The following is a 26,656-nucleotide window of genomic DNA, read 5'->3' on the forward strand; positions in this document are numbered from 1 at the left end:
GAACGCTCAGGCCTGAATCACATCGGCCAGCCAGCCGGCCAGCTGGCCCGGGGTCATTGCGCCGATCTGCGCACCTTCGCGGACCAGGCGCGCCGCCATCTCGCGGTCGAAGGCCGGCTCGGCCCTGGAGTCGAGCGCGGCCAGGCCCAGCACCTTGGCGCCGGATTCCACCAGCGCCTTCACGCGCCGCACCAGCTCGCCTCCGCTGCCGCCTTCATAAAAGTCGCTGACCAGCACCACCACGCTGCGGCCCGGGTTGGCGACGAGCGACTGCGCATAGGCCACGGCCTTGGCGATGTCGGTGCCGCCGCCCAACTGCACCTTCATCAGCAGCTCGACGGGGTCGGACACGTCGGCCGTCAGGTCCACCACCGCCGTGTCGAAGGCCACGAGCCGCGTGCGCATGCCCGGCAACTGCCACAGGCAGGCCGCCATCACGGCGCTGTGGATCACCGAATCGACCATCGAGCCGCTCTGGTCGATCAGCAGGATGATGTCCCAGGGCTCCAGATGGCGCCGCGTGCGGCTGTTGAAGATGGGCGATTCCAGATACAGCCGCCTGCGCGCCGGGTCGTAGCGGTGCAGGTTGCTCGCGATGGTGCGCTTGAAGTCGAAGTTGCGCGCGATCTTCATGCGCGAGCGCCGGCGCCGGTCGCGCGTGCCGCTGAAGGCCTGCCGCACTTCGGTGGCCATCTTTTCCATGATGCGGCGCACCACCTCGGCCACCAGCTTGCGCGCCGCGGCCAGCACCTCGGGGTTCATCAAATGCTTGGTGTGCAGCACGGCGCGCAGCAGCGATTCCGAAGGCTCGATGCGCTCGAGCACCTCGAGGTTGGTCACCACCTCGTCGATGCCGAAGCGCTCCACCGCGTCCTGCTCCAGCCGCTCGATCACTTCCTTGGGAAAGAGTTCGTGGATGGTGTTGATCCAGTCCGGCGTGCTCAGCGCCGAAGGCCCCAGGCCCGCCCTGCGCTCGCCGCGCGCGGCGCGGTCGCCGTCGCGGCCATAGAGCCACTCCAGCGCCGCGTCGGCGGCCTGGCATTCGGCGCTCAGTGCCCCGCAGGCGGGCTCGGCCGGCTCGCCCAGCAGCAGGCGCCAGCGTTGCAGGGGGGAGGGAATGTCCAGCGCCATGTGTTTCAGCCCCCCGCGCTGGCGCGGCCCCGCGGCCTGCCATGCGAAGGGGCAACTTCGAGCAAGATCAGGATCAGGCCCGGCCAGGTGGTGACAGTGCCGGACCGGGCGCTGAAGTCGAGGGAGCTGCGCATGCCTTGAAAAAAACGATGTGGCGCGGCTCAATGGCCCAGCAGCCTGCGCGCCAGCACCGAGGCCATGTCGCGCCGGCCATCGACGATCAGGTAGATGACCACGCGCCGCTCCATGACGCGGTAGATCACGCGCCAGGGCTTGAAGTGGGTCTGGCGGTAGTCCCGGATGCCCAATGCAATCAACTCTTTCGGATAGCTGCCGCGTTCGGGGAATTGCGCCAGACGCTCCACGACGTCCATCAGTTGGTCGAGCACGCGGCCGGCGTTTTCTTCGCAGTCGAACTCGGCGATGTAGCTGTGGATGGATTCGAGATCCTGTTCGGCACCGGCCGTGAGCAGCACCTCGTGGCGGGCGGAGCCTGGCATCAGCCTTCGGAGCGCTTGGCGCGCAAGCGCTTGACCACATCAGCCACGGGCTTGACGCGGCCGGCCTCCACATCCTGCTGACCCAGCGCCAGCACTTTCAAGAGCGCCAGCGTCTGCTGCGTCTCTTCGTAGCTGGCAACGTCCTGCAGCACAGCCTTGGCTTCGCCGTTCTGCGTGATGACCAGAGGCTCACGCGCCTCGGCGATCTGAGTCAACACCTCGGCAGCATTGGCCTTGAGGTAGCTGATGGGCTTGACTTGGGTGGAGTACTGCATGGGGGAGAATCCTTGAGAGACTAAATATAGTCTTTTTTCAGTCCATTCAATGCGTTTTGAGTGAACCTGGATCTTCGGGCTCCAGCGCGATGCCCCAGGCCCGCAAGACCTCCAGCGCCGCCGTCTCTGCCGCATTCGCAGCCGCCCATTCTTCAGACGAAGTCTGGGCCGTGAACTGCTGGGTCAGGGCGCGTCGCGACAGCGTCGTGGCGTCGTGCAGCACCAGCACCTGATCGGCCAGCGCGCCGCGCTCCTGCGGCGGCAGCCAGGCAAAGGCGGCGCGCAGGCTGGGCAGGGCCTGCACGAAGTCGGCGTTGTCCAGCGCCTGCACGAGGCGGTCCATGCCCGCTGCAAAGGCGGGTTCGGATGAGAGGGTTTCGCGGGCGAGGGCCAGCAGGCCGGTGAGCGCATCGCCGAGCACGGGGGCGGGCATGGCCCGGAGCAGGTGCATGGCGTCTTCGATGCTGGGGGTGTGCGGGCCCCCAGCCCGGCCCGCCCCCAGCGGTGCAAGGAGTGAGGAGAGGCTCATCGAAGCACCCAAGGCCGCGCCGCGGCTGACCGGGGCTGCGCCCGGGTCAGCGGCCTTGCGTTGCCACACGGCCAGCGCGCGGGCGGGTTCGATGTTCAAGGGCGCATCGCCTGTGCCGTCGGCCAGCGCGGCCACGGTGTCGGCCACGATGCGGCGCAGCGCGATGTGGCCCTGCAGATGCTCGTCGACGTCGGCGGGCGCGATGGCGGCCGCGGGCTCCAGCAGCCACAGCGCGCGGTCGAAGCCCGCCTCGATGACCACGCGCAGCACGGGCGCATCGGCCATGCCCAGCATCTGGCCATGGCGCAGCAAGGTGTGCAGCAGCCCCAGCGCGGGGGCCAAGGCTTCGAAGTGCGGCTCGCGCGCAATGGCCGATTGCAGCTCGCGCAGCAGCCGGTCGCTCAGTGCGGCCAGGCCGGCCCAGGCGGCCTGGTTCAGCCCTTCGGCCAGCGGCAAGATGCGGCCATTGGCGCGGCGCAAATCGTCTTCGAGCCTGGCACGCGCGGCATCGACCAAGGTGGCGCCCCAGGCACCGGCTTCGATCAAGGCTGCCTGCTGTTCAAAGGGCTCGCCCAGCTGCCAGACTTCGGTGCGCTCGCCGGAAAGCGCCTGCTTCGGCCCGCGGCTGCGCGTGATGCCCGGCAGGCCCAGGATGCGCAGGCGATGCAGCACGCGGCTCCTGGCGCGGTCGGTGTCCTGCAGCAGGTCCAGCTGCAGCGCCCCGCGCAGCGTGATGTCCATGGCTTCCAGCTCGGTGCGCACGGCCTGCACCAGCGGCGGCTGCGGCGTGCCGGGCGCCAGCTGGCCCACCACGTCGCCGGCCAGCACGTCCATGGCCTGCACCAGCACCGGGTCGGTGCCGGGACGCATGGGGCCGCGGTAGGTCCAGGGCAGCGGCGCATCGAGCGCGGTCTTCACCAGCGCGCCGGCCAGGCCGTCGAGCCAGTCGCAGCGCAAGGGCTGGGCATGGCCGCGCAGCCGCGCCAGGCCTTGCGCGCGCAGGTGCACGGCCATCAGGTCGGCGGTGGAAGCGGGCAGTTTTTTCTCGCGCAGGCGCTGCATCACGCGCGCCAGCGCCAGGGCCGCAGCGCCTTGGGCGCCATGCGCCCACACCCACTGGTAGTAGGCCGGCGAAGGCATGCCCGAGGCGTAGCCCGCGAAGGCGTCCAGGCGCTTGAAGGTGTAGGGCACGAGGTAGGAGCCAAAGCGCAGCGGCGCCTGCGCGGGTTGGTCCGGCGAGGACGATGAGGGCAACTGCGGCTGCGGCGTGTCCGGCAGCTCGCCGGGCAGGCCCTGCCACAGGCGCGCGAGTGCCGGCGCGTGGTAGCCGCCGCAGACCACCAGCACCGGCCCCCGGCGCTGCGCCATGGCCCAGGCGATCCAGCGCGCCATCATCTGCTCGCGCGCCTGATTGCCCAGCGAGCCCGGATCGCCGGCCGGGCGCAGGTGATCGAAGTAGGTGTCAAGACGCTGGTCCAGCGCCTCGCCCTCGGTGCCGTCCTCGAACAGGTGGTCCCACAGCGCGTCGCGGCCCTGCACCGACAGCGCCTCGGTCAGCGCCTCTTCGTAGGCCTCAGCGCGCCGTTCATGCTCGGCGTCGGCCACGTCGGCGTAGCGGTTCTCCGTATGCGAGAAGGCTTCGTGCCAGGCCGGCAGGTCGATGAAGCGCAGTTGCGCGCCCACCTCGCGGCCCACGGCCAGTGCCTGCCATTCGGGCGAATGCTCGGCCAGCGGCGACCATGATCCGCGGTGCGTTTCGTCTGCACTGAGGTAGCTGTAGATCGCGACCGGCAGACGGTGCGGCAAGGCCAGCTCGTCCAGGCGCGCATTGAAATCGGCGGGGCCCTCGATCAGCACGTAGGCCGGCCTGAGCGCACGGATGCGCTGGGCCACGCGCCGCGCGCAGGCCGGGCTGTGGTGGCGCACGCCGATGATGTGGGGCAGCATCGGTCGGCTCCGGGTTCAGGGCAGCCGGTGGCGCGCTTCGTAGTAGGCGCGCCAGTGCGCGCCCTCGCGCTTGGCGGCCTTCTGCTCGAAGTAGCGGCGCAGCTTGGCGCGGTCGTCGGCGTTGTCCTTCACCACGGTGCCGGCAATGCAATCGACCAGGTCCTGCGGCGAGCCTTCGCGCTGCTCCAGGAACCAGGCGCGCACGCCCACGGCATGGGCCACGTTGACGGCCTCTGCGGTGGACATCACGGCCGTCAGGCGGTCCATCGCGCCATCGCTGCCCGCGGCGGCGCCCTTGTGCTCGGCCGCGCCGCGCAGGTCGCGGAAGGTGGTGACCAGCAGCTCCAGCACCGGCTGCGGCACGGTCCTGGGGATGCCGCTCTGGGCCAGCAGCCGGGCGGAAGACTCCTGCACCAGCGACAGCTCTCGCTCGAAGTCCATGATGGGGAAGACGGTCTCGAAGTCGAAGCGGCGCTTGAGCGCGGCGCTCATCTCGTTGACGCCCCGGTCGCGCGTGTTGGCGGTGGCGATGATGTTGAAGCCCTCGCGGGCATAGAGCATGCCGTGCTCGCCGGCCAGCTCGGGGACGGCCATCACACGGTCGGACAGCATGCCCAGCAGGCAGTCCTGCACCTCCAGCGGCGCGCGCGTGATCTCCTCGAAGCGCACCACCTGGCCGGCGTGCATGCCCTGGTACAGCGGCGCGGGCACCAGCGCGCGCGGGCTCGGGCCTTCGTTGATCAGCAGCGCGTAGTTCCAGCCGTACTTGATCTGGTCCTCGGTGATGGAGGCGCCACCCTGGATGGTGAGCGTGGAACTGCCGCTGATGGCGGCGGCCAGCAGCTCCGACAGCAGGGACTTGGCCGTGCCGGGCTCGCCCACCAGCATGAGGCCGCGGCCCGTGGCCAGGGTAACCAGCATGCGCTCGATGCTGGCCACTGGCGCGACGATCTTGGGCGCGATGCCCAGCGCCGCATCACCCAGGATGAAGCTGCGCGCCGCCTTCAGGCTCAGCTGCCAGCCCGGCGGGCGCGGGTTGGCGCCGTCCTGCGCCTTCAGTTGCGCGAGTTGCTGCGCATGCAGGATTTCGGCCGGTGGGCGCTGCAGCGCGGCGGCAGCCGCATCAGCACCGGGTTTGCGTGAAGACGCCATGGGCGGGTTCTTCCTTCGAATCAGTTGGGCTTTTTCTGGAGAGGCGGCTCGCGCCTCATGCGCGCAGCGCCTCCAGGTCGCGGATCAGTTCGCTGGCCGAGATCGCATCAAGCGCGCTGAAGGCTTCGGGCGCCTGGATCTCGCCCCAGCTGCCGGGCGGGCCGACCTTGATCTCGCCCAGTTCCTGCTCGGGGTATTCGTCCACCATGCCGACGATGATGCCCGGGTCCAGGTACAGCTCGATCACCTTGCTCGCGCCCAGGGGCTTGAGGAAGTACCAGATGCCGCCGCCGTCCTGCGCCTGGCCCCGGCGCCAGCCCTTGTTCACCAGGCCCAGCACGCGGCCCGTGGGCACCTTGGCGCCCTTCCAGCGCTCGAGCTTGTCGGCCTTCTGCTCGGCTTCGGTCAGGGTGTAGGTGTCGCGACCGATCTGCGCAAAGGGCTGCAGCAATTCGTAGTCGGCAAAAACCTGGCCGAAGGCCGCGGCGTCGGCGGCCGGCAGCTCCAGCGCATGGGGCACGCCGATGCGGACGTGCTCGCCTTCGGGCAGCTCGAAGGGGTCGTCCTCGGCCGTGGTGAAGCTGCCGTCTTCGGCCACGCGAAAGCAGGCCTCGAGCTCGCCGCCGTAGCTGCTGTCGCCGCTGACTTGGTACACGCCCCAGATCAGCCGCTGCACCAGGTGGCGCACCAGCGGATGCTCGACCAGGAACAGGCGGAACACCTCGGGCGTCCAGCGACGGCGCGCGCACATGGCCACTTCCAGGCGCAGCAGCTGCTGGCTGGCGATGGTGCGGGCGTCCTTCTTGAGCAGCTTGAAGCGCTCGGTGGCCTCCTTGGACAGGGCCGCGTCGTCGGTCTTCTTGGGTTTGGGCAGATCGGGCAGGCGCGCGCCGGGCGTGCCGGTGGCATCGACTTCGCGCACATAGGGCTTGAGCGTTTCGTCGAAGCCCACCTTGAAGGCCCGCGGCCCGAAGTCCAGCACCATCGTGCCCTGCTCGTCCAGGCCCAGGTCGGGCGCCAGGCGGTCTTCGAGTTCCTCGGTCGAGAGGCCGCGCGCCTGCGCAATGGCGTCGATCTTCTCGCGCGCCTTGTCCTGCAGGCCCTTGAACTTGACCTTCTGCGCCACGCCGTTGAGCAGCATCAGCGCGACGTCGGAGCCGATGCCGGCCAGCACGTCCAGCCCGGTGACGGCGCGCGCATGGGCCGCCTCGCCCGGCCATTCGCGGATCAGCGGCGTGAGCTTGCGCGCCGTGTCGTCGCTGCCGAGAAAGCCCAGTGCCGTCAGCGCCCAGTTCTCCTTGCCCACGGCGCCGGCCTCGAGCCAGGCGCTGAAGGCGTCCCAGCCGAAGTCGGCCAGGCTGGCCGGCCGGCAGGCCTCCTTCACGACGGCGATGCCGCCGTAGACCTCCTCGTTGGTCGGGAAGGTGAGCATCTGGCCCAGCGCATCGAGCGCCTCGTCGGGCAGCGCCTTGCCATTGAGCAGTTCGGGCCGGCGCCAGCCGCGCGGCTGCCACCACTCGGGCAACTTGACGCGCTTGGTGGGGAAGCGGTCGAGCGGGCTTTCGTCGAGCACGGCGCGCAGGGCGTCGACCACTGCAGGGTTGTCGTAGCGGCCGGCCACTTCGAGCAGCAGAGCCCCATGCCCTTCGGCCTGCAGCAGGCGCAGGGCCGCGCCGGCGGCATCGCGCACCTCGCCGGCCTTGCCCAGCGCCGGCGCGATCAGGCCGCAGGCGGCGTGCTCGGGGAACTTGAGCAGCCATTCGCGGCCCAGTTGCCGCACCGTCTTGAGCTTGGCAAAGGCGCGCGCGGCGGGGGCCGCCAGCTCGACGGCGCCGTAGTTCAGTGCCACGCGCAGGTTGTCGCCCGGCTTGGCCCGCACCACCGACTGCAGGCCCGCCAGCGCAGGCAGGCCGAAGTGCGCCATGACGTACTCGGCGCCCTGGGTCTCGGCCTCGCCCGCGATGGCGTTCCACAGCGGCACGCCCAGGGCGGGCGGCAGTTGCGCGGTGTAGCTCGCGTCGAACCAGAAGAAGTAGTAGCGCTCCTTCTTGCGCGCCGCCAGCATGGCGCGCCAGGCGGCGATGAGCTTGGAAGCATCGCCGTTCTGGATGCCCTGGCGCGCGGTGTCGCGGATCGGGTCCTTCAGCGTGGCGAGCAACTCCTTCTCGCGCGCCTCGCTGCGCGTCTGGATGTCTTCGATCAGCGCCGGGTCGTAGTTGCCCTGCTCGAAGGCGGCCTGCAGCAGCTTCTGCTGTTCCTCCTGCGCGAGCTTGCTGGCCTTGCTCTCGAAGCCCAGCTCCTTGAGCATGACTTCCACATCGTTGCGCGCCGAGGCATAGCGGTTTTGCTGCCAGCTCGACGCCGGGCGCTGCGCCTGCTCGCGCGCGCCCTCCGGCCATTGCTCCACGGCCGCCAGGGCCAGCGGTTCCAGGGCCAGCGTGCCGGCCGCTTTCTTCTGCACCTTGGCTAGCCAGGGCGGCGCGGCGAGCACGCCGGGCAGCTCGACCGCATCGGCCACCTCGCTGGGCCCGGCCAGCAGGGCCAGTTGCCGGTCGATGGCGCCCTGCGCGCCGGCGTCCAGCCAGGGCCGCAGCGCGTCGACCGCGCTGCCATGCGCGCGCAGCAGGCGCGTGAGGCTGGGCGTGAGCAGGCCGGCGTCCTTGCCGCCTGCGGCCACGAGCCTGGAGAGCGCCACCAGTGCGGCCTGCGGCCAGCGGTCCACCGCCAGCGACAGCCGCGCGAGCGCACCCTTGGAGGCGCTGGCCACCTTGGCCAGCGCGGTCACGGCCTCGGGCGTGCCGATGGCAGCGAGCGCCTCGCCGGCCTCGTCGGCAGCGGCGCCTTTTTCGAGCACCGCCACGGCCTGCATGCCGCGCTCGCGCACGGCGGTGGCGACCATCTGGCTGTGGCCCCAGAAGCCGGTGGAATAGCTGATGCGCACCTTGGCCGCCTGCGCCAGCGCGGAGGGCTCGGTGGCCGTGAGCAGCAGCCAGTGCAGGGTCTCGGGCGTGTCCTTCTCAGCGCCCAGGCGCAGGGCCAGCGCGTTCGACAGCTCGGGCCGGTCGGGCAGCAGCAGCGCCAACACGGGCTGGCGGGCTGGCAGAAGCTGGGGCATCCCGGCTTCGATGCGCTCGGCGCTGGCGCGCCAGTCGTCCTCGCTGGCCGCGGCCAGGTGGCGGCGCAGCGCCGCTTCGCCCTGGCCCAGCGGGCCGCGCCAGCCGTTGCTCACGGCATGGGTGACCTGGGCCTGGAAGCTGCTGCTGCGGCTCCTGGTCTTGTGGTCGTAGTGCGTGACGACCTGCACGCGCTGCGCGGCCAGCCATACGTCCACGGCCTGCGGCAGGCCGTAGCGCGCCACCAGGTAGTCGACCACGGCTTCGCCGGGCTCGCTTTCACCGTAGTAGCCGGTGGTGTGCAGGGCCAGGGTGAGCAGCAGCGCGTCGGCTTCGGGGTCCTCGGCCGGCTCGATCTGCTGGCTGCGCGCGAGCATGCGCTCGGCCGCGGGGCGCAGGGCGGCATCGCTGGCGCTCAGGTCGATGGACAGTTCGGCCTTCTGCCTGACCAGCAGCCAGGCGGCGCTGACGCTGGTCTTCAGAACGGGTTGCGGAAAGCGGCGCGAGGCATAGATCAGGCCCTGCATCTGCGGCGTCAGGCGCAGGGGCTCGCCCTGGGCCAGCCAGGGCGGCGTGCCTTCGGGCACGGGTTCGGCCGACGTGCTGGCCTGCGCGGCCAGCGGGGCGGCGGCGGCGCGTTCGCCCAGTGCCTTGGCATAGGCCTGGGCCCGGTCCTGCACCTGAGCCGTACTGCCCCAGCCGTAGATGAGCCCGCCAGACTTGAGCCGGTCAAAGGCCATGGCGGCGCCCTGCTCGCTCACGCCATGCTGGCGCTTCAGGACTGCGGCCGACAGCTTGTCGCCGAGCTTGAGCGCGCCATCGGCGATCTGCGCGCGCACGGCTTCGAAGACGCGCTCGCATTGCGCATCCAGGCTTTCGGTGGCGGGGCCAGCCTCGGGTGCGGCCGGTGCCTCGCTGCCGGCCGTTGCGGCGGTTGCAGGCGCGGCCGCGGCGGCAGCAGCAGGGGCCGCGGCCTTGGGCTTGGCCTCTGTCTTGCCGATGCTCGCATCGGCTGCCACGCCGGCCTCCTTGTAGCCTTTGCCGGTCTTTTCAGTGACCAGCTTGCCCATGGCCGTCTGGGCCTTGGCGGCGTCGTCGAAGGACTTGGTCTGACTCTGCCCCGCGGTGCCGATGCGGCCCCAGCGGATGTTCAGTTCCTTGTCTGCCTGCTCGATCTCCCAGAACTTGCTGGAGTTGCCCTCGATCAACTCGAAACGACGCATGCCTCGGATCTTCCTTTGAAACGGTCAGGAATCCGGGGCCTTTCGCCCCGGGCGTGCAGGCGAGCATAGTGGGCGCGCATGGCGCTTTATTGCACCGATGCGTCAGCAAATGTCACGTTGCGGGGGCGGGCAATCCCGCCCCCAGCCCACAGGCAACCCAAAGAGCTTCAACCAACAAGCTCACATCTCATCAATCGAGGTACTCGCCCCCCCGCGCTTCTCCACCGCCAGCCCTTCATCGGCCTCGATGGCAAAGCGGTTGCGGCAATCCACATAGAAGCTGGCGCCGAAGCGGCCCACGGGGAAGAACTCCTGCAGCCGCACGCGCCAGCGTTCAGTGTCCACCAGCCCTTCGCGCACGGCCAGCCACTTCACGCGGCCGATGAAGACATAGCGGCTGGCGGTCTGCATCGTTTCGTGCAGCACGCATTCGAAGGCCACGGGCGCTTGCGCAATGCGCGGCGGCGCCACGGTGCGCGAGGGCACGGCCGTCAGGCCCGTGTAGGCCAGCTCGCTCTGCGTGACGGGCAGGCGGTCGCCGCAGCGGTGCATCGCGGCGGCAATGGGCTCGTCGGCGATGTGGACCACGAATTCGCCCGTGCGCAGGATGTGCGCGGCCGTGTCCTTGAGCTGGCCCTTGTCGAGCTTGTTGATGCTGACCATCAGCACCGGCGGGTCTTCGCCCAGCATGTTGAACATGCTGAAGGGCGCGGCGTTGATGGCCCCGTCGGGCGCCAGCGTGGTGATCAGCGCGATGGGACGGGGCACGATGAGACTGGCCATGAGCTTGTAGCGCGCATGGGTGTCCAGTTCTGAAAAGTCGATCTCGGTCATGAAGGCAGAAAAAAAGCGGGCAGGAAGGCGCATGCAACAAGGCGTGGGCCGTGCGCACCCGGCACGCAAGCCGCATGCCGCCGCACGCAGCATCTTCAGCTGGCTGCCCAACGGCCGGGCGGCCGACCCGCACCACATCCATGCATCCACTGCCCCAGGCACGCGCTTCTTTAGTGCGAAACACCCAAAAAGCGGGCGCCATCGCCCATCCATGCGCGCAGAACCGCCCGCGTTTGCACCGACTCGGGGCGGCCCCATTTTTGCTCACACTTGGAAACTCATCACATTCCGCAGGAGCAAACATGAACAAAAGACAGCTGATCCAGTCTCTTCTTGCCGCGTCGGCCCTGAGCTTCGGTCTGGGCGGCGGCGCCCATGCCCAGGCCACCACGCCGATCAAGTTCCAGCTGGACTGGCGCTTTGAAGGCCCCGCGGCCCTGTTCCTGCAACCTGCGGCCAAGGGCTACTTCAAGGCCGCCGGGCTGGATGTGAGCATCGACGCCGGCAACGGCTCCGGCGGCACCGTCACGCGCGTGGCTTCGGGTGCCTACGACATGGGCTTCGCCGATCTGGCCGCGCTGATGGAGTTCCACGCCAACAACCCCGACGCGCCCAACAAGCCCGTGGCCGTGATGATGGTCTACAACGACACGCCGGCCTCGGTGATGGCGCTCAAGAAGAGCGGCATCAAGACGCCGGCCGACCTGTCTGGCAAGAAGCTCGGCGCTCCGGTCTTCGACGCCGGCCGCCGCGCCTTCCCGATCTTTGCCAAGGCCAACAACGTGAGCAACGTGGCCTGGACCGCGATGGACCCGCCGCTGCGCGAAACCATGCTGGTGCGCGGCGACATCGACGCCATCACGGGCTTCACCTTCACCTCGCTGCTGAACCTCGAGGCGCGCGGCGCCAAGACCGAAGACGTGGTGATCCTGCCCTACCCGCAATACGGCGTGAAGCTGTATGGCAACGTGGTCATCGCCTCGCCCAAGATGGTCAAGGAGAACCCGGCAGCCGTGAAGGCCTTCCTCGCGGCCTTCGCCAAGGGCGCCAGGGAAGTCATCGCCAACCCGGCCGCCGCCATCGAGCACGTCAAGGCGCGCGACGGGATCATCAACACCACGCTCGAGACGCGCCGCCTCAAGCTGGCCATCGACACGGTGGTGGCCAGCCCCAACGCGCGCGCCGAAGGCTTCGGCCAGGTCGATCCGGCCCGCCTGTCGCTGATGGCTTCGCAGGTGTCCGACGCCTTCGGCACCAAGACCCGCGTGAACCCCGAAGCCGTGTGGAACGGCAGCTTCCTGCCCACCAAGGCGGAGCTGGACATCCTGCCCAGGAAGTAAAGCGCACACAGCAGCACGCTGCCCCCGTCCTCGCGCAGCCCTGGCCGCGCGGGGGCTGCCTCTCGCCCGCCCTCATCGCCCCCTTTTTCTCCGCCGACTCCCGTGAACAAACGCGCCTTCCTCCAAGCCGCCACCGCTGCGCTGGCCCTCACCGCTTCCTCCTGGAGCCTTGCCCAATCGCTGACGCCGCTGAAGTTCCAGCTCGACTGGCGCTTCGAAGGCCCGGCCGCCTTCTTCGTGCATCCGGAGCAGAAGGGCTACTTCAAGGAAGTGAGGCTGGACGTGAGCGTGGAAGCCGCCAGCGGCGCCGGCGCCATCCAGCGCGTGGCCTCCGGCACGCACGACCTGGGCTTCGCCGACCTGGCGGCGCTGATGGAGTTCCATGCCAACAACCCCGACGCGCCGATCAAGCCGGTGGCGGTCATGGTGATCTACAACACCACGCCGGCCTCGGTGATGGCGCTCAAGAAGTCGGGCATCACCAAGGCCACCGACCTGGCCGGCAAGAAGATGGGCGCGCCCATCTTCGACGCGGGCCGCCGCACCTTCCCCATCTTTGCCCAGGCCAATGGCGTGGGCGAGGTGCAGTGGACCACCATGGACCCGCCGCTGCGCGAGACCATGCTGGTGCGCGGCGACGTGGATGCCGTGACCGGCTACACCTTCACCAGCCTACTGAACCTGGAAGCGCGCGGCGTCAAGCGCGAGGACATCGTGGTGCTGCCCTATGCCACGCATGGCGTGCAGCTCTATGGCAACGTGATCATCGCCAGCCCGAAGCTGATCGCCGAGAAGCCCGAAGCCGTGCGCGCCTTCCTGAAGGCTTTTGCCAAGGGCACGAAGGAGGCCATCGCCAATCCCGAGGCGGCCATCGCCTCGCTCAAGGCCAAGGACGGCCTGGTGAACGTGCCGCTGGAAGTCAAGCGGCTGAAGCTGACCATCGAGACGGCCGTGGACGGCGCGGGCGCGCGCGCCGAAGGCTTCGGCCAGCTGCGCGCCGAACGCCTGCAGCGCATGGCCGAGCAGGTGGCCAAGGCCTACGCCACCAAGAACCCGGTGCCCGCCAACGCGGTGTGGAACGGCAGCTTCCTGCCCGGCGCGGCCGAGCTGGACGTGCTGCCCAAGCGCTGACATCACGAAAGAAAAAAGAGGAACCCCATTCCATGACGGCTCCCCCCACTGACACCGGCTACTTCGTCGACTTCCGCGACGTCTGGCTGGCCTACAACGAAGAACTGCTGCGAGCGAACCACTTCGCCGTGGAGGCCATCGACCTGAAGGTCCGGCAGGGCGAATTCATCGCCATCGTCGGGCCTTCGGGCTGTGGCAAGTCCACCTTCATGAAGCTCACCACGGGCTTGCGCATGCCCTCGATGGGCAAGATCCTGATCGACGGGAAGCCCGTCACGGGGCCGCTGAAGATCTCGGGCATGGCCTTCCAGGCGCCCTCGCTGCTGCCCTGGCGCACCACCGTCGACAACGTGCTGCTGCCGCTGGAGATCGTCGAGCCCTACCGCTCCACCTTCAAGCAAAAGCGCAAGGAATACGAGGAACGCGCGCGCCGCCTGCTGCAGAAGGTGGGCCTGGGCGGCTACGAGGACAAGTTCCCCTGGCAGCTTTCGGGCGGCATGCAGCAGCGCGCCAGCATCTGCCGCGCGCTCATCCACGAGCCCAAGATGCTGCTGCTGGACGAGCCCTTCGGCGCGCTCGACGCCTTCACGCGCGAGGAGCTGTGGTGCATCCTGCGCGACCTCTGGACCGAGCAGCGCTTCAACGTCATCCTGGTCACGCACGACCTGCGCGAGTCGGTCTTCCTGGCCGACACCGTCTACGTCATGAGCAAATCGCCGGGCCGCTTCGTGGTCAAGCGCGAGATCGAACTGCCGCGCCCGCGCGAGCTGGAAGTGACCTACACCAAGGAGTTCTCCGACATCGTGCATGAACTGCGCGGGCACATCGGGGCCATGCGCAAGCAAGGCGCGGAGGTGGCGCAATGAATACCAAACAGCAACGAATCGCCGAACTCTGGTCCCCCTGGCTGCTGCTGGCCGCCACCATCGTGCTGTGGCAGATCATCTGCTCGGCCTTCAACATCTCGGAGTTCATCTTCCCCAGTCCGGCGCGCATCTGGGAACAGTTCTGGGAGTTCAAGGCCATCATCGCGGGCCATGCCTGGCGCACCTTCTGGGTGACGATGGCGGGCTTTGGCATCGCCATCGTGGTGGGCGTGCTGCTGGGTTTCGTGATCGGCAGCTCGCGCCTGGCCTATGCGGCGGTGTACCCGCTGATGACGGCCTTCAACGCACTGCCCAAGGCGGCCTTCGTGCCCATCCTGGTGGTGTGGTTCGGCATCGGGATCGGGCCGGCCATCCTCACGGCCTTCCTGATCAGCTTCTTCCCCATCATGGTGAACATCGCCACCGGCCTGGCCACGCTGGAGCCCGAGCTGGAAGACGTGCTGCGCGTGCTGGGCGCCAAGCGCTGGGACGTGCTGATCAAGGTGGGCCTGCCGCGCTCCATGCCGTATTTCTACGGCTCGCTCAAGGTCGCCATCACGCTGGCCTTCGTGGGCACCACGGTGTCGGAGATGACGGCCGCCAACGAAGGCATCGGCTACCTGCTGATCAGCGCCGGCTCGGCCATGCAGATGGGCCTGGCCTTTGCCGGCCTGCTGGTGGTGGGTGCGATGGCCATGCTGATGTACGAACTCTTCAGCGCCATCGAGAAGCACACCACGGCCTGGGCGCATCGCGGCTCGCAGAACCACTGAGACCGGTCGCCTCGAACGCGCCGCCAGCGCCGGGCAAAATCCCGAGACGCCATGAAAGCCCGCTACCAGCGGGCTTTTGTTTTGGGCTCGAAGGCCTGCCCCGTGTCGGGGATCACCGGCCCTGCCCCGCCCCGCCGCCGGACAACAGCACTGCCTGGTGTTCGTTCCCCCGGGCCGATTTCAGCCCTCTTCCCGCGCCTGATCTGCTGCGTCGCAACACAAAAATCCAACCTTTTGTTGGGCGCTGCTGCCCGCGCCCTCCTGCTGGAATGCTCACCAGCTTGGCCACCCGATGCCAGGTGCCGCCAACACAGGAGATGCATCATGGGCGAATTCAATCTGAGCGGTCGCAAGGCCTTGGTGACCGGCGGTGCGCGCGCGATCGGCGCCACCATTGCCCAGGCGCTGGCGCAGGCCGGTGCCTCGGTCATGATCGGCGACCTGCTGGCCGAAGAGGGCCTGGCCACCGCCCAGGCCCTGCCCCTGAGCGGTGGCGCCAGGTCCGGCTTCGTGAAGATGGACGTGACCCAGGACGCCGACTGGGCCCACGCCACGCAGGCCACCCTCGCGCAGCTCGGCGGCTTCGACCTGCTGGTCAACAACGCGGGGATCGAGGTCACTTCGCTGGTGACCGAGGTGGATGCCGACCAGTTGCGCCGCATGTTCGACGTGAACGTGGTTGGCACGCTGCTGGGCATGAAGCACGCCTTCCGCGCCATGCGCCCGGGCGGCGGCGCCGGCAAGGGCGGCTCGGTGGTGAACATCGCCTCGGTGGCCGCCACCATCGCTTTTCCTGCGATCGCCGGCTATTCGGCCAGCAAGTCGGCGGTGGACCGCGCCACCCGCGTGGCAGCGATGGAAGCCGGCAAGCTGGGCTACGGCGTGCGCGTCAACTGCGTCTATCCGGGGCTGATCGCCAACCCCATGGGCGTGGCTCTCGCCAACGACATCGTCGCACTGGGCCTGGCGCCCGACGTGCCTGCCGCCGTGGCGGGAGTGGTCGGGCAGACCCCGCTGGGCCGCCTGGCCGAAATGAACGAAGTGGCCGATGCCGTGGTGTTCCTCAGCTCCGACGCGGCGCGCTTCGTGACCGGCGTCGGCCTCGCGGTGGACGGCGGCATGGGCATGTGAGCCCGCGCACCCCACTCTGAGCTCTGAGCCATTTCGATTTCCCAGCAAGGAGACATCCATGAGCCACAACAAACCCGTCATCGTTTACGGCGCCAGCGGCTACACCGGCCGCCTGGTCTGCGAATACCTGCGCGAGTACGGCATTCCCTTCATCGCGGCCGGCCGCAGCAAGGACAAGCTCGACGATGCGATGCGGGCCCATGTGCCCGGCATCGAGACCGCCGACTACGAGGTGGTGGAGGTGATCCACAGCACCGAGGCGCTGACGGAGCTGTTCCGCGGCGCGTCGGTGGTGCTCAACACCGTCGGCCCCTTCGCCAAGTTCGGGCCCGAGGTGGTGCAGGCCTGCCTGGCCGCGGGCTGCCACTACACCGACACCACGGGCGAGCAGGACTGGCTGATCACGCTCGACGAGCAGTACGGCGCGAAGTTCGCGGCCAAGGGCCTGCTGCTCTCGCCCGGCCTGGCGCAGATGTACACCACCGGCGAGATCGCCGCGCAGCTGTGCCTGGAAACGCCCGGCCTGGACACGCTGGACATCGCCGTCTTCTGGGGCGGCAGCCCCACCATCGCGTCCACGCAGACCATCCTCGTGAACGCCGCCACGTCGAAAGCCTTCTACCTGGAGCAGAACCAGTACAAGGAATGGCAGCCCGACGCGGGCCTGTACACCCTGGCCATCCCGGGCCAACACGAAACGGCGCTGGCCCTGCCCTGGGGCGGCACCTCGCACCCCGTGTGGTTCAGGCGCGACCCGCGCGTGGCCAATGTGAAGGTGCTGGGTGGCGTGTTCAACAAGCCGCTGATGCTGGGCGTGCCCAAGATCGTGGAAGCCGCGCTCGAGGCCACCAAGGACATGGACCCCGAAGCCCGCTACGCGGCCCTGGCCCAGACCGCGGCCGGTGTGATGAACACCATGCCGCCGCGCGAGAACCCGCGCATCAACAAGTCCGTGGATTCGGTGCACGCCCAGGGGCCGCTGGGCCGCGCGCACTGCGTGATCTACGGCAACTGCAACTACAAGCAGACCGGCCTGCTCAACGCCTATGCCGCCGCCTCGCTGCTGCAGCAGGCGCCCCGGCGCGTGGGCTTCGCCTCGGGCTGCCAGGCCTTTGGCCACCGCGAGCTGCTGGGCGTGCTGCGCAGCTTCGGCCTGGTGCAGGCGCCGCTCCTTACCGTACAGAACTGAGCAGCAACATGCGACTGGTCGACTACCTCGACAAGGGCGCCCAGCTCGGCGCCGGGCGCCCCTGCCTCACGATGGGCGATGCAGACCTGAGCTACGGCGAGGTGCAGCGCATCAGCCACCGCGTGGGGCGGGCGCTGCAGCGTTCGGGCATCGCGCCGGGCGAGAAGGTGGCAGTGCTGTCGAGCAACGATGCCACGGCCTTTGCCTGCGTGTTCGGCATCTCGCGCGCGGCCGGCGTGTGGTGCCCCATCAACCCGCGCAACGAAGCGGCCGAGAACCGCTACGTGCTCGACGCCTTCGACTGCACCTGCCTGATCTTCCACAGCCACTACGCGGCCATGGTGGAGCAGATGCGCGCCGGCCTGCCCAAGGTGCGCGTCTGGGTCTGCCTGGACCAGCCTCAGAGCTTCGCGCCATCGCTCGCGCAGTGGCTCGAAGGCGTTCATGAGGCGCCGCTGCATGTGAGGCCCGTGGACGACCTGGCCATGATCGCCGGCACCGGCGGCACCACGGGCCAGCCCAAGGGCGTGATGCTCACGGGCACCAACCTCGAAAGCATGTCGGCCCTCACTCTGATGGGCTACCCCTTCGAGGGCCGGCCCTGCTACCTGGCGCTGGCGCCGCTCACGCACGCGGCGGGCGTGCTGTGCTTCCCGATCATGACGCTGGGCGGGCGCATCGTCGTCATGCCCAAGCCGGACCTGACGGAGTTCCTGGCGCTCATCGCGCGCCACCGCGTGACCCACACCTTCCTGCCGCCCACGCTGATCTACATGCTGCTGGCGCACGAGCAATTGGCGACCACGAAGCGCGATTCGCTGCAATGCTTCTGGTACGGCGCCGCGCCCATCGCCGCAGCGCGGCTGGAGGAGGCGCTCACGAAGATCGGCCCCGTGATGGCGCAGCTCTTCGGCCAGACCGAGGCGCCGATGATGATCTCGATGATGGCGCCCAGGGAGCACTTTCGCGCCGACGGCAGCGTCGCGCGCGAGCGCCTGTCCTCGGCCGGCCGGCCCGGCCCGCTGGTGCAGGTGGCCACCATGGACGGCGATGGCAAGCTGCTGCCCACGGGCGAGACCGGCGAGATCGTGATCCGCGGCTCGCTCGTGATGGCTGGCTACTACAAGAACCCCGCCGCCACGGCCGAGGCCGGCGCGCATGGCTGGCACCACACGGGCGACATCGGGCGGCTCGACGCCGACGGTTTTCTCTACATCGTCGACCGCGCCAAGGACATGATCATCACGGGCGGCTTCAACGTCTATTCGGTGGAGGTGGAGCAGGCCCTGATGCAGCACCCCGACGTGCAGGACGGCGCCGTGATCGGCCTGCCCGACGACAAGTGGGGCGAACGCGTGGTGGCCGTGCTGCAGCCGCATGCGGGCCGCAGCCTGCAGGCGGAGGAGGTGCAGGCTTTCGTCAAGGCCCGCATCGGCAGCGTGAAGGCGCCCAAGCAGATCGAGGTCTGGCCCGACCTGCCGCGCTCCAAGGTGGGTAAGGTGATGAAGAAGGACATCCGCGCCGAACTGCTGCGCCGGCTCAAGGAAGCGGCGGAATGAGCAGCAGCACGGCGCGCGTGTGCGTGGCCGGCGTGGGCATGATCGCCTTCGGCAAGCCCGGCGCCAGCGCGCCCTACCCCCAGATGGGCGCGCAGGCCGTGCGCGAGGCCCTGGCCGATGCCGGCCTGGACTACGCCCGGCTGCAGCAGGCCTACGCCGGCTATGTGTACGCCGACTCCACGGCCGGCCAGCGCGTGCTCTACGAAGTGGGCATGACGGGCATCCCGGTCTTCAACGTCAACAACAACTGCGCCACGGGTTCCAGCGCGCTGTTCCTGGCGCGCCAGGCCATCGAATGCGGCGCCGCCGACTGCGTGCTGGCGCTGGGTTTTGAACAGATGAATCCGGGTGCGCTGGGCACCGTTTTCGACGACCGGCCCAGCCCCTTCGAGGCCTTCGACCGCGAGGTCAGCGATCTCGTGGGCATGGCGGATCTGCCGCTGGCGCTGCGCTACTTCGGCGGCGCGGGCCTGGCGCACATGAACCGGTACGGCACGCCCTTGCAGAGTTTTGCCAGCATCCGCGCCAAGGCCAGCCGCCATGCGGCGCGCAACCCGCTGGCGCTGCTGCGCCAGGAACTCAGTGTTCAGGATGTGATGGACGCCCCCATGCTCTGGCCCGGCGTGATGACGCGGCTGATGGCCTGCCCACCCACCTGCGGCGCGGCGGCGGCGGTGCTGGTGTCTGAAGGTTTTGCCAAACGCCACGGCCTGCGCGCCGATGTGCAGATCGCGGCCCAGGCCATGAGCACCGACACGCCCGACAGCCTGGGCAGCCACGACATGATGCGCGTGGTGGGCTATGGCATGACGCAGGCCGCCGCGCGGCAGGTCTACGAACAGGCCGGCATCGGGCCCCAGGACCTGGACGTGGTCGAGCTGCACGACTGCTTCGCCCACAACGAACTGATCAGCTACGAGGCGCTGGGCCTGTGCCCCGAAGGCGGCGCCGCGGCCTTCATCGACGCCGGCGACAACACCTACGGCGGCCGCGTGGTGACCAACCCCTCGGGCGGCCTGCTCTCCAAAGGGCACCCGCTGGGCGCCACCGGGCTGGCGCAGTGCTTTGAACTCACGCAGCAGCTGCGCGGCCAGGCGCAGGCGCGGCAGGTCGAGGGCGCGCGCATCGCGCTGCAGCACAACCTGGGCCTGGGCGGCGCCTGCGTGCTCACGCTGTATCAGGCGCATCGGGCACACTGAGGCCCCCCGCATCCAGGAAACGTCCATGCCCGGCTCCCCGCCGCCCAGCACGGCGGCCTTGCTGATCGAATCCAAGCTGGTGCCGCCCCAGCTGGAGGCCCGCCTGCTGGCGCGGCCGCGGCTGTCCACCTTGCTGCAGGCCGGGCTCACGCGGCGGCTGGTCAGCCTCACGGCGCCGGCCGGCTATGGCAAGACCACGGCGCTGGCCCAGCTGGTGGCCCAGCTCGAGCCCCTGGGCGCGCCCAGCGCCTGGCTCAGCCTGGACGCCGAAGACAACGACCCGCTGCACTTCATGCGCTACCTGGCCGCAGCGCTGCAACGCGCCGACGCCAGCCTGGGCCGCGCCGCGCTGGCGCAGATGGACAGCGGCACGATGGTCTCGCTCGATGCCGTGGTCGCCTCGCTGCTGCACGAGCTGATCGGCCATCCGCGGCGCCTGCTGGTGGTGCTGGACGACTTCCATCTGGTGCAGGCCGACGACGTGCACCGCAAGCTCGAATGGCTGATGAGCCACCTGCCGGCGCACATCGGTTTCGTGATCGCGAGCCGCAGGCAACTGCCCTTTGCGCTGGCCCAGATGCGCCTGCGCGGCGAACTGCTGGAGCTGGACACCGCGCACTTCAGCCTGGGCCTGGACGAGACCGCCGATTTCGTCGACCGCGTGAGCGGCTCGGTGCTCGACCGCGCGCAGCTGCAGACGCTGCACGAGCGCACCGAAGGCTGGATCGCCGGCTTGCAGCTGGCCTCTCTGGCGCTGCGCGAAAGCCACGACAAGGGCGCCTTCCTGGCCGCCTTCTCGGGCACCGACCGCGACATCACCGACTACCTGGGTGAGCAGGTGCTCAGCAGCCTGCGCCCCGAACTGCGCGAATTCCTGCTCGACACCGCGCCGCTGAACCGCTTCTGCGCCGAGCTGTGCGACGAGGTGCTGGAGCGCAACGACAGCCGCGCCATGCTGGCCGAGGTGCAGGCGCGCCAGCTCTTCCTCTCGGAGCTGGACCGCTCGCGCACCTGGTTCCGCTACCACCACCTGTTTGCCGACTACCTGCGCGAGCGCGGCCGCGAGCGGGCCGCCGCGCACCTGCAGCGCATCTGCCTGCGCGCCAGCGCCTGGTTCGACCGCCGCCGCCTGCCGCACGAAGCCGTGCGCTATGCCTTCGAGGCGCAGGACCTGGAGCGCGCCGCCGACCTGGTGGCCGCCTTCTCGGCCGAGCTGGTGCAGTACCGCGGCGAGCATGCGACCTTGCTGGCCTGGCTGGCCCGCCTGCCGCAGGCGCTGGTGCAGGCCCGGCCGCACATCCGAACCGGGCATGCCTGGTCGCTGGTGCTCACGCGCCGCCATGCCGAAGCCGATGCCGAGCTGCGCGCGCTCGAAAGCCTGGGCGCCGATGCGCAGGACGACGACGGCGCCGTGCGCTGCGTGGTCGAGATGATCCGCTGCGTGTACTACGCGCTGTCCGACCAGCCGCTGCGCGCCAAGGCGGCCGGCGAAGCCTGGCTGCACCACTGGCCGCAGGCCGAGGCCTTTCGCACCGGCGTGGTGGCCAACGTGGTGGCGGCCGGCTGCTGCGCCACCGATGAATTTGAAGCGGGCATGCGGGCCCTGGCCATCGCACGCCGGGCCTTCGAGGAATGCGGCGCGCACTACGGCCTGGCCTGGGCCAGTGCGCTGGCCACCTTGATCGCGATGCGCAGGGGCGATTTCGTGCAGGCGCTGGAGCATGCGCGCCAGGGCATGGCCACCGTGGAGGCCAGCCTGGGCGTGGCCTCCTATGCGGGCTCCATGCTCACGCTGCTGGCGGCCGAGGTCTGCTACGAACTCAACGAGCTGGGCCAGGCCCGGCATTACCTGGACCTGGGCCTGCCCTTCATCGACGAGCATGGCCTGGTCGAGATGAGCACGGCCGGCTACCTGACGCGCGCGCGCCTGCTGCGGCTGGCCGGCGACACCGCCGGCGCCGACGCCTGCCTGCTCGAAGGCGAATCGCTGGGCCACCGGCTGCGGCTGCCGCGCCTGGCGCGCATCCTCGCGGCCGAGCGCTGCGCGCTGCGGCTGGCCATCGGCGCGGGCACCGACGCGCAGCGGCTCGCACGCTCCTACGGCTTCATGGAAGGCGAAGCGTCGGGCCTGGGCCCCGCACCGCGCCGCGCCGACGACCCCGAGCCGCCGGCCGAGGGCAGCGTGGACCTGCTGCGGCTTCGCCTTCGGCTGGCCCGCGCGCAGGGCGCCCAGGGCACCGACGGGCTGGCCCCGCTGCTGGCCGATGCCGTGCGCCGCGCGCAGCGCCAGGGCCACCAGGCCCAGCTCGCCCGGCTGCTGGCCCTGCGCGCGCTGCACCAGCACCGGGGCCTGGACCGCGCGCAGGCCCTGCGCACGTTGCAGGAGGCCCTGGCGCTGGGCGCACGCGGCGGCCTGCTGCGCAGCCTGGTCGATCTGGACCCGCAGCTCATGGACCTGGTCGATGCGCTGATCGCCGCCCGACCTGCGCGCGCGGGCGGCCCGTCAGACACGCAGCCGGTGCCCCTGGCCTACCTGCAGCAGTTGCTGCAGGCGGCCGGCCGGGCGGCAACAGCCGCCGTGCCCGCAGCCCACCCGAAGGCCGACAGCGCGCCTGCCGTGGAGCTGACCGAGCGCGAGCTGAAGGTGCTGCGCCTGCTGCAGGCCGGGCTGGGCAACCGCGAAGTGGCGCAGAGCCTGTTCCTCTCCGAAGCGACGGTCAAATGGCACCTGCACAACATCTTCGCCAAGCTCGGCGTCAAGAACCGCACGGGTGCGCTGGCGCGCGCGCAGCAGATCTCGCTGCTGTAAGAACGTGTTCACGGTCTAAGGCGCGCCTTCTTTTTTCGTGAGCAGCGAAGGCATGGCCTGAGCCTCGCGCAGGAATCGCGCGGCTTGCTAAGCTGCGCGGCGCATGCACCGTTTCGTTTTTCTCTTTCTTGCCATGCCGCGGCGCCTGGCCTGCGGCCTTCTTGTTGCGTTGGGTCTGCTGAGCGCGCCGCTTGCGCAGGCCAACGACGCGCTCTGCACCCGCACCGCCATCCAGGCTGCACCCGACGCAGCACAGCGCATGGCCCGGCTCGCGCTGGTTGAACATGCGGCCTGGGGCGGCTCGCAGCTCGATGCGCAGGGCCGGCTCATCGAAGCCGGCGCGGTCGAGGCTGGCATGCAGCCGGGCCCTTCGCGCAACCCCGCGCCCTGGCAGCGCGTGATGGACTACTGGAGCGCGGTGCCGCCGGACAGCGACTCACCGCTGCCGGCGCAGATCCACTTCGGCGCGCTGCGCCCGGCCGACCGGCAACTGCTTGAACAAGCCTTGAATCAGGCCAGCGATGCGCGGCTCATGGGCCTTGGCGTGGGGCCCGACCAGGGGCTGGCCGCGCATGAGGTGGCCGCCGCGCGCGTGGCGCTGGCGCGCGTGGCCGTGATCGACACGCCCTGGTCCGCGGCCTTCATCAGCTGGCTCGCGCGCGAAGCGGGTGAGGCGCCCACGCGCTTTGCCTTCTCTCAAGCCCATGCCGACTATGCCGCCGCCGCCTGGGCCGCCAGCGAAGCCGAGCGCCAGGGCCAGCCCAGCAGCTACGGCCTGCGCGCCTGCGACCTGATGCAGACGCCGCCGCGCGTGGGCGACCTGGTGTGCAGCGCGCGCGGGCGCAGCAGCGCGGCCCTGGCCGACCATGAAGCGCTGGGCGAGGCACTGGCGCAGCGGCTGGCCAATGGCCGCCCCTTGCCCATGCATTGCGATGTGGTCACGCAGGTGGATGCAAGCGGCTTCGACACCGTGGGCGGCAACCTGCTGGACACCGTGATGCGCCGGCGCCTGGATTTCGCCGCCGGCGCCCGACTGCTGGACCGCAGCTACCTGAGCGATGGCTGTGACGGCGCCAGCGCCAACTGCCCCGACCGCCACCTGAGCCGCCAGCCCTGGTCGCTGCTACTGCAGTGGCGCTGACACTTTTTTTGATGAGCAACGACACCGATCCCATGAGCACCGCCCTCACCGAAGACCAATGCGCGCGCCATCTGCGCCGTGCCGACACCGTGGCCCGCCGCGCCATGGACATGGGCCGCCACCCTTTCGGCGCGCTGCTGCTGGCGCCCGACGGCGAAACCGTGCTGGCCGAACAGGGCAACATCGACACCGTGAACCACGCAGAGTCGACGCTGGCGCGCCATGCCGCCGCCAACTACCCCGGCGCCTACCTCGCGCAATGCACGCTGGTCACCACCTTCGAGCCCTGCGCCATGTGCGCGGGCACCGTCTACTGGGCGGGCATCGGCCGCGTGCTCTACGGCGCCGAAGAGACCGAGCTGCTGGCGCTGACCGGCAGCCACCCCGAGAACCCCACGCTGAGCCTGCCCTGCCGCGAGGTCTTTGCGCGCGGGCAGCGTGCGGTGGAGGTGATCGGTCCGGTGGCTGCCGTGGCGCCGGAGATGCTGGCCACGCACCGCGGGTTCTGGGAATCACGCGGCGCGGGCTGAATAGAAGGCTCAGCGCGTGCCGGCCAGGCGCGCGAAGTCTGCATCCAGCTTGGCCAGCGACGCATCGATGTGCGCGCGCCGCTCGCGCGTCCAGCTCTCCTGCGCGGCCAGCTTCTGCCGGGCTTCCTGGAGCATGCGCGCCACTTCGGCCGGCTGCGGGCCGCCGCGCGTGGCGCGGTTCTTCACGATGGCCACCGGGTCCAGCGTGGCGCGGAACTCGGCCTCGCTCATGGGCAGCGTGGCGCTGTGCTCTGTGCCCTTCACCGCCTCCGCATAGATGCGGCGGGCCTGCGCGTAGGGGAAGTCCAGGGGCTTGATGTTCTTCTCCTTCGCGTAGTCCACCACTTCGGAGGCGAAGTGATGCCCCACGCGGAAGGGCAGCTTGTACTTGCGCATCAGCACGTCGGCCAGCTCCTGCGAGGCGGTCCAGTCGCTGTTGAGTTCTTCCAGCGCGCGCTCGGGGCTGACCACCAGGCCATTGAACACGCGCTCGAGGTTGCGCAGCGCGGTGATGCCCGCATCGACCATCGCGCGGTTGGGCTTGACCTCCTTGGGGTCGCTCATGCCCGGCGTGATGTTGTGGGCCTGGATGGCCACGCCCATGGCCAGCGACAGGGCCGTGGACGCATCGCGCCGCGTGCTGTTGAGCAGACCCGGGTTGCGCTTTTGCGGCATGGCGCTGGAGACATAGGTGTTCGCACCGCCTTCGGCCAGCAGCATCCAGGGGCGCGACTGCGCGTACTGGGTCATGATGTCTTCGACGAAATGGCCGGTGTGCAGCGCCAGGCTGCTGACCACCGCGCCCACTTCCACGGGGTGCTCCATCGACGATATCTGCGAGGCGTCATAGGCGTTGTCGACCACGCCCGCAAAGCCCAGGTAGGCGGCCATGCGCTCGCGGTTGAGCGGCCAGCTGCTGCCGTTGAGCACGGTGGTGCCCATGGCCGAGCGGTCGATGCGCGCATAGGCTTCGCGCAGGCGCTGCGCATCGCGCTCGAAGCCCGCCGCGTGGCCCAGCAGGTAGTGGCCCAGGCTGTTGGGCTGCGCGGCCACGCCGTTGGTGTAGTTGGGCACGATGGTGGCCGCATGGCGCTCGGCCAGCTTCAGCAGCGTGCCGGTGCTGCGGTTGAGCTGCTCCGACAGGCGCAGCAGGTCTTCGCGCAGCATGGCCGCGCGGTAGGTGGCGTGCATGTCCTGGCTGGAACGGCCCGCGTGCAGGAGCGTCACCTCCTGCCCGGCCGCCTCGATCAGCAGCGGCTCGAAGCTGATCACGGTGGAGGGCCGCTTGCCGCCGGGTTGCGCGCCCGCCTGCAGCACCTGCGTGATGCCGGCCGTGATGCGCGGGGTCATGGCGCGGTCCAGCAGGCCTTCGTCGGTGTTGATGACGGCGGTGGCCTTGTTGATCTCGCCGAGCCAGAAGAACTCGTCGCGCGGTGCGGCAGCGGCAGCGCGGGGTGCGGCTGCGGCGGGCGCGGTCGCAGGGGCCTGGGTCTGTGCGAGCGCAGGCAGGGCGATCAGTGCGGCGGCGACCAGCGGGGCCAGTTGGAATCTCATGCGTCTTGTCTCCGGACTCTGGGGATCGGGCAACGATAGGGCGTGCCGCATCATTCGGTCAAATATGAATCTTCGGCCCCATCCATACGAAACACATATGAAGACGCAACCGGGCTGCGAAGCGCACGCAGGGTTTTTGGCAGGCGCGCGCCACAGGGCTTCTGCACAATAGCCGGCCATGCGAAACCTGCCCGCCCTGCCCGATTCGCCTGCCGCCGCCACCCACCGACGAAGCCTGCTCGCGCTGGGCATTGCCACGCTGCCGGCCCTGTGGCTGGCTGGCTGCGGCAGCGCACCGCGGGCCACGGGCACTTCCGCGGGCAGGCGCCGCCCGGCGCCGGTGTCGGCCCTCTCGCCCGAGCAGGCGCATGACATCGCGATCCACGCACTGGGCCTGGTGGGCACGCCCTACCGCTACGGCGGCAACACGCCCGAAGGCGGCTTCGACTGCAGCGGGCTGATCGGCTATGTGTACGGCCACAGCGCGGGCATGGCGCCGCCGCGCACCGTGGCCGCACTCTCGGGCTTCGGCGCGGTCATCGAGGCCGAGGAGCTGCGCGGCGGCGATCTGGTGCTCTTCGGCGGCGGCCGGCCGCACCATGCGGGCATCTACGTGGGCGAGCGCCGCTTCGTGCATGCGCCCTCCACGGGCGGCACGGTGCGGGTGGATCGGCTGGACGGCGTGTACTGGTCGCGCCAGACCTTGAGCGCGCGCCGGCTCTGAACGCCG

20 protein-coding genes are annotated in these 26,656 nt (G+C 69.8%); 12 read left to right on the forward strand and 8 right to left on the reverse strand.

Translation table 11 applies throughout. The features are described from left to right. Positions 1-6: 6 nt before the first annotated feature. From PGB34_RS07700 to PGB34_RS07730, 7 genes are all read right to left on the reverse strand, one after another. Positions 7-1,131: a VWA domain-containing protein gene (locus tag PGB34_RS07700; protein WP_271427471.1), complete on the reverse strand. Its 1,125-nt coding sequence runs from the start codon at positions 1,129-1,131 to the stop codon at positions 7-9. A gap of 161 nt (positions 1,132-1,292) precedes the next feature. Then, a complete protein-coding gene (locus PGB34_RS07705) occupies positions 1,293-1,631 on the reverse strand; it encodes a type II toxin-antitoxin system RelE/ParE family toxin (protein WP_271427472.1) in 339 nt (112 codons plus the stop codon). Beyond that, entirely contained in the window at positions 1,631-1,906 is a 276-nt protein-coding gene (locus PGB34_RS07710; RefSeq protein WP_271427473.1) for a type II toxin-antitoxin system Phd/YefM family antitoxin, read from the reverse strand. The genes PGB34_RS07705 and PGB34_RS07710 overlap by 1 nt, the downstream gene beginning before the upstream one ends. Positions 1,907-1,952: 46 nt before the next feature. Next, the gene (locus PGB34_RS07715; RefSeq protein ID WP_271427474.1) at positions 1,953-4,382 is read right to left on the reverse strand and encodes a DUF5682 family protein; all 2,430 of its coding nucleotides are present in this window, start codon (positions 4,380-4,382) and stop codon (positions 1,953-1,955) included. A gap of 15 nt (positions 4,383-4,397) precedes the next feature. Beyond that, positions 4,398-5,534, reverse strand: coding sequence for an ATP-binding protein (locus PGB34_RS07720; RefSeq protein ID WP_271427475.1), 1,137 nt, complete (start codon positions 5,532-5,534; stop codon positions 4,398-4,400). Positions 5,535-5,589: 55 nt separating this feature from the next. Next, positions 5,590-9,870 (reverse strand): WGR and DUF4132 domain-containing protein, encoded by a 4,281-nt coding sequence (locus PGB34_RS07725; protein ID WP_271427476.1) that lies wholly within the window; start codon positions 9,868-9,870, stop codon positions 5,590-5,592. 180 nt (positions 9,871-10,050) lie between these two features. After that, entirely contained in the window at positions 10,051-10,704 is a 654-nt protein-coding gene (locus PGB34_RS07730; protein WP_271427477.1) for a flavin reductase family protein, read from the reverse strand. Between the two features lie 302 nt (positions 10,705-11,006). Here PGB34_RS07730 and PGB34_RS07735 point away from each other — a divergent pair, with 302 nt between their 5' ends. The 11 genes from PGB34_RS07735 (at position 11,007) to PGB34_RS07785 (ending at position 24,372) form a co-directional block, all read left to right on the forward strand. Continuing rightward, entirely contained in the window at positions 11,007-12,044 is a 1,038-nt protein-coding gene (locus PGB34_RS07735) for an ABC transporter substrate-binding protein (protein ID WP_271427478.1), read from the forward strand. Positions 12,045-12,146: 102 nt separating this feature from the next. Continuing rightward, positions 12,147-13,175 carry an ABC transporter substrate-binding protein gene (locus PGB34_RS07740; protein ID WP_271427479.1) on the forward strand — a complete coding sequence of 343 codons (1,029 nt, stop codon included), beginning with the start codon at positions 12,147-12,149 and terminating at the stop codon, positions 13,173-13,175. Between the two features lie 32 nt (positions 13,176-13,207). After that, positions 13,208-14,041, forward strand: a complete 834-nt coding sequence (locus PGB34_RS07745) for an ABC transporter ATP-binding protein (protein ID WP_271427480.1) — start codon at positions 13,208-13,210, stop codon at positions 14,039-14,041. Beyond that, on the forward strand, positions 14,038-14,814 hold the full coding sequence (locus tag PGB34_RS07750; RefSeq protein WP_271427481.1) for an ABC transporter permease: 777 nt from the start codon (positions 14,038-14,040) through the stop codon (positions 14,812-14,814). Before PGB34_RS07745 ends, PGB34_RS07750 begins: the two co-directional genes overlap by 4 nt. A gap of 324 nt (positions 14,815-15,138) precedes the next feature. Beyond that, a complete protein-coding gene (locus PGB34_RS07755; RefSeq protein ID WP_271427482.1) occupies positions 15,139-15,945 on the forward strand; it encodes an SDR family NAD(P)-dependent oxidoreductase in 807 nt (268 codons plus the stop codon). A 58-nt stretch (positions 15,946-16,003) separates the two neighbouring features. Then, positions 16,004-17,134, forward strand: a complete 1,131-nt coding sequence (locus PGB34_RS07760; protein ID WP_271427483.1) for a DUF5938 domain-containing protein — start codon at positions 16,004-16,006, stop codon at positions 17,132-17,134. An 8-nt stretch (positions 17,135-17,142) separates the two neighbouring features. Further along, positions 17,143-18,693: an AMP-binding protein gene (locus tag PGB34_RS07765; RefSeq protein ID WP_271427484.1), complete on the forward strand. Its 1,551-nt coding sequence runs from the start codon at positions 17,143-17,145 to the stop codon at positions 18,691-18,693. Continuing rightward, the gene (locus PGB34_RS07770; RefSeq protein ID WP_271427485.1) at positions 18,690-19,892 is read left to right on the forward strand and encodes a lipid-transfer protein; all 1,203 of its coding nucleotides are present in this window, start codon (positions 18,690-18,692) and stop codon (positions 19,890-19,892) included. The genes PGB34_RS07765 and PGB34_RS07770 overlap by 4 nt, the downstream gene beginning before the upstream one ends. A 25-nt stretch (positions 19,893-19,917) precedes the next feature. Beyond that, a complete protein-coding gene (locus tag PGB34_RS07775) occupies positions 19,918-22,701 on the forward strand; it encodes a helix-turn-helix transcriptional regulator (RefSeq protein WP_271427486.1) in 2,784 nt (927 codons plus the stop codon). A gap of 103 nt (positions 22,702-22,804) precedes the next feature. Beyond that, on the forward strand, positions 22,805-23,842 hold the full coding sequence (locus tag PGB34_RS07780) for a DUF2272 domain-containing protein (RefSeq protein ID WP_271427487.1): 1,038 nt from the start codon (positions 22,805-22,807) through the stop codon (positions 23,840-23,842). Between the two features lie 32 nt (positions 23,843-23,874). After that, a complete protein-coding gene (locus tag PGB34_RS07785; protein ID WP_271427488.1) occupies positions 23,875-24,372 on the forward strand; it encodes a nucleoside deaminase in 498 nt (165 codons plus the stop codon). Positions 24,373-24,381: 9 nt separating this feature from the next. Here the strand turns inward: PGB34_RS07785 and PGB34_RS07790 are convergent, their stop codons facing one another. Then, positions 24,382-25,926, reverse strand: a complete 1,545-nt coding sequence (locus PGB34_RS07790) for an argininosuccinate lyase (protein WP_271427489.1) — start codon at positions 25,924-25,926, stop codon at positions 24,382-24,384. Between the two features lie 178 nt (positions 25,927-26,104). On the opposite strand from PGB34_RS07790, the gene PGB34_RS07795 reads away from it, so the two are divergent. Next, positions 26,105-26,650, forward strand: coding sequence for a C40 family peptidase (locus PGB34_RS07795; RefSeq protein ID WP_271427490.1), 546 nt, complete (start codon positions 26,105-26,107; stop codon positions 26,648-26,650). The last annotated feature ends 6 nt before the right edge of the window (positions 26,651-26,656 follow it).

Source organism: Xenophilus arseniciresistens (assembly GCF_028023875.1).
Classification (GTDB): Bacteria; Pseudomonadota; Gammaproteobacteria; order Burkholderiales; family Burkholderiaceae_C; genus Xenophilus; species Xenophilus arseniciresistens.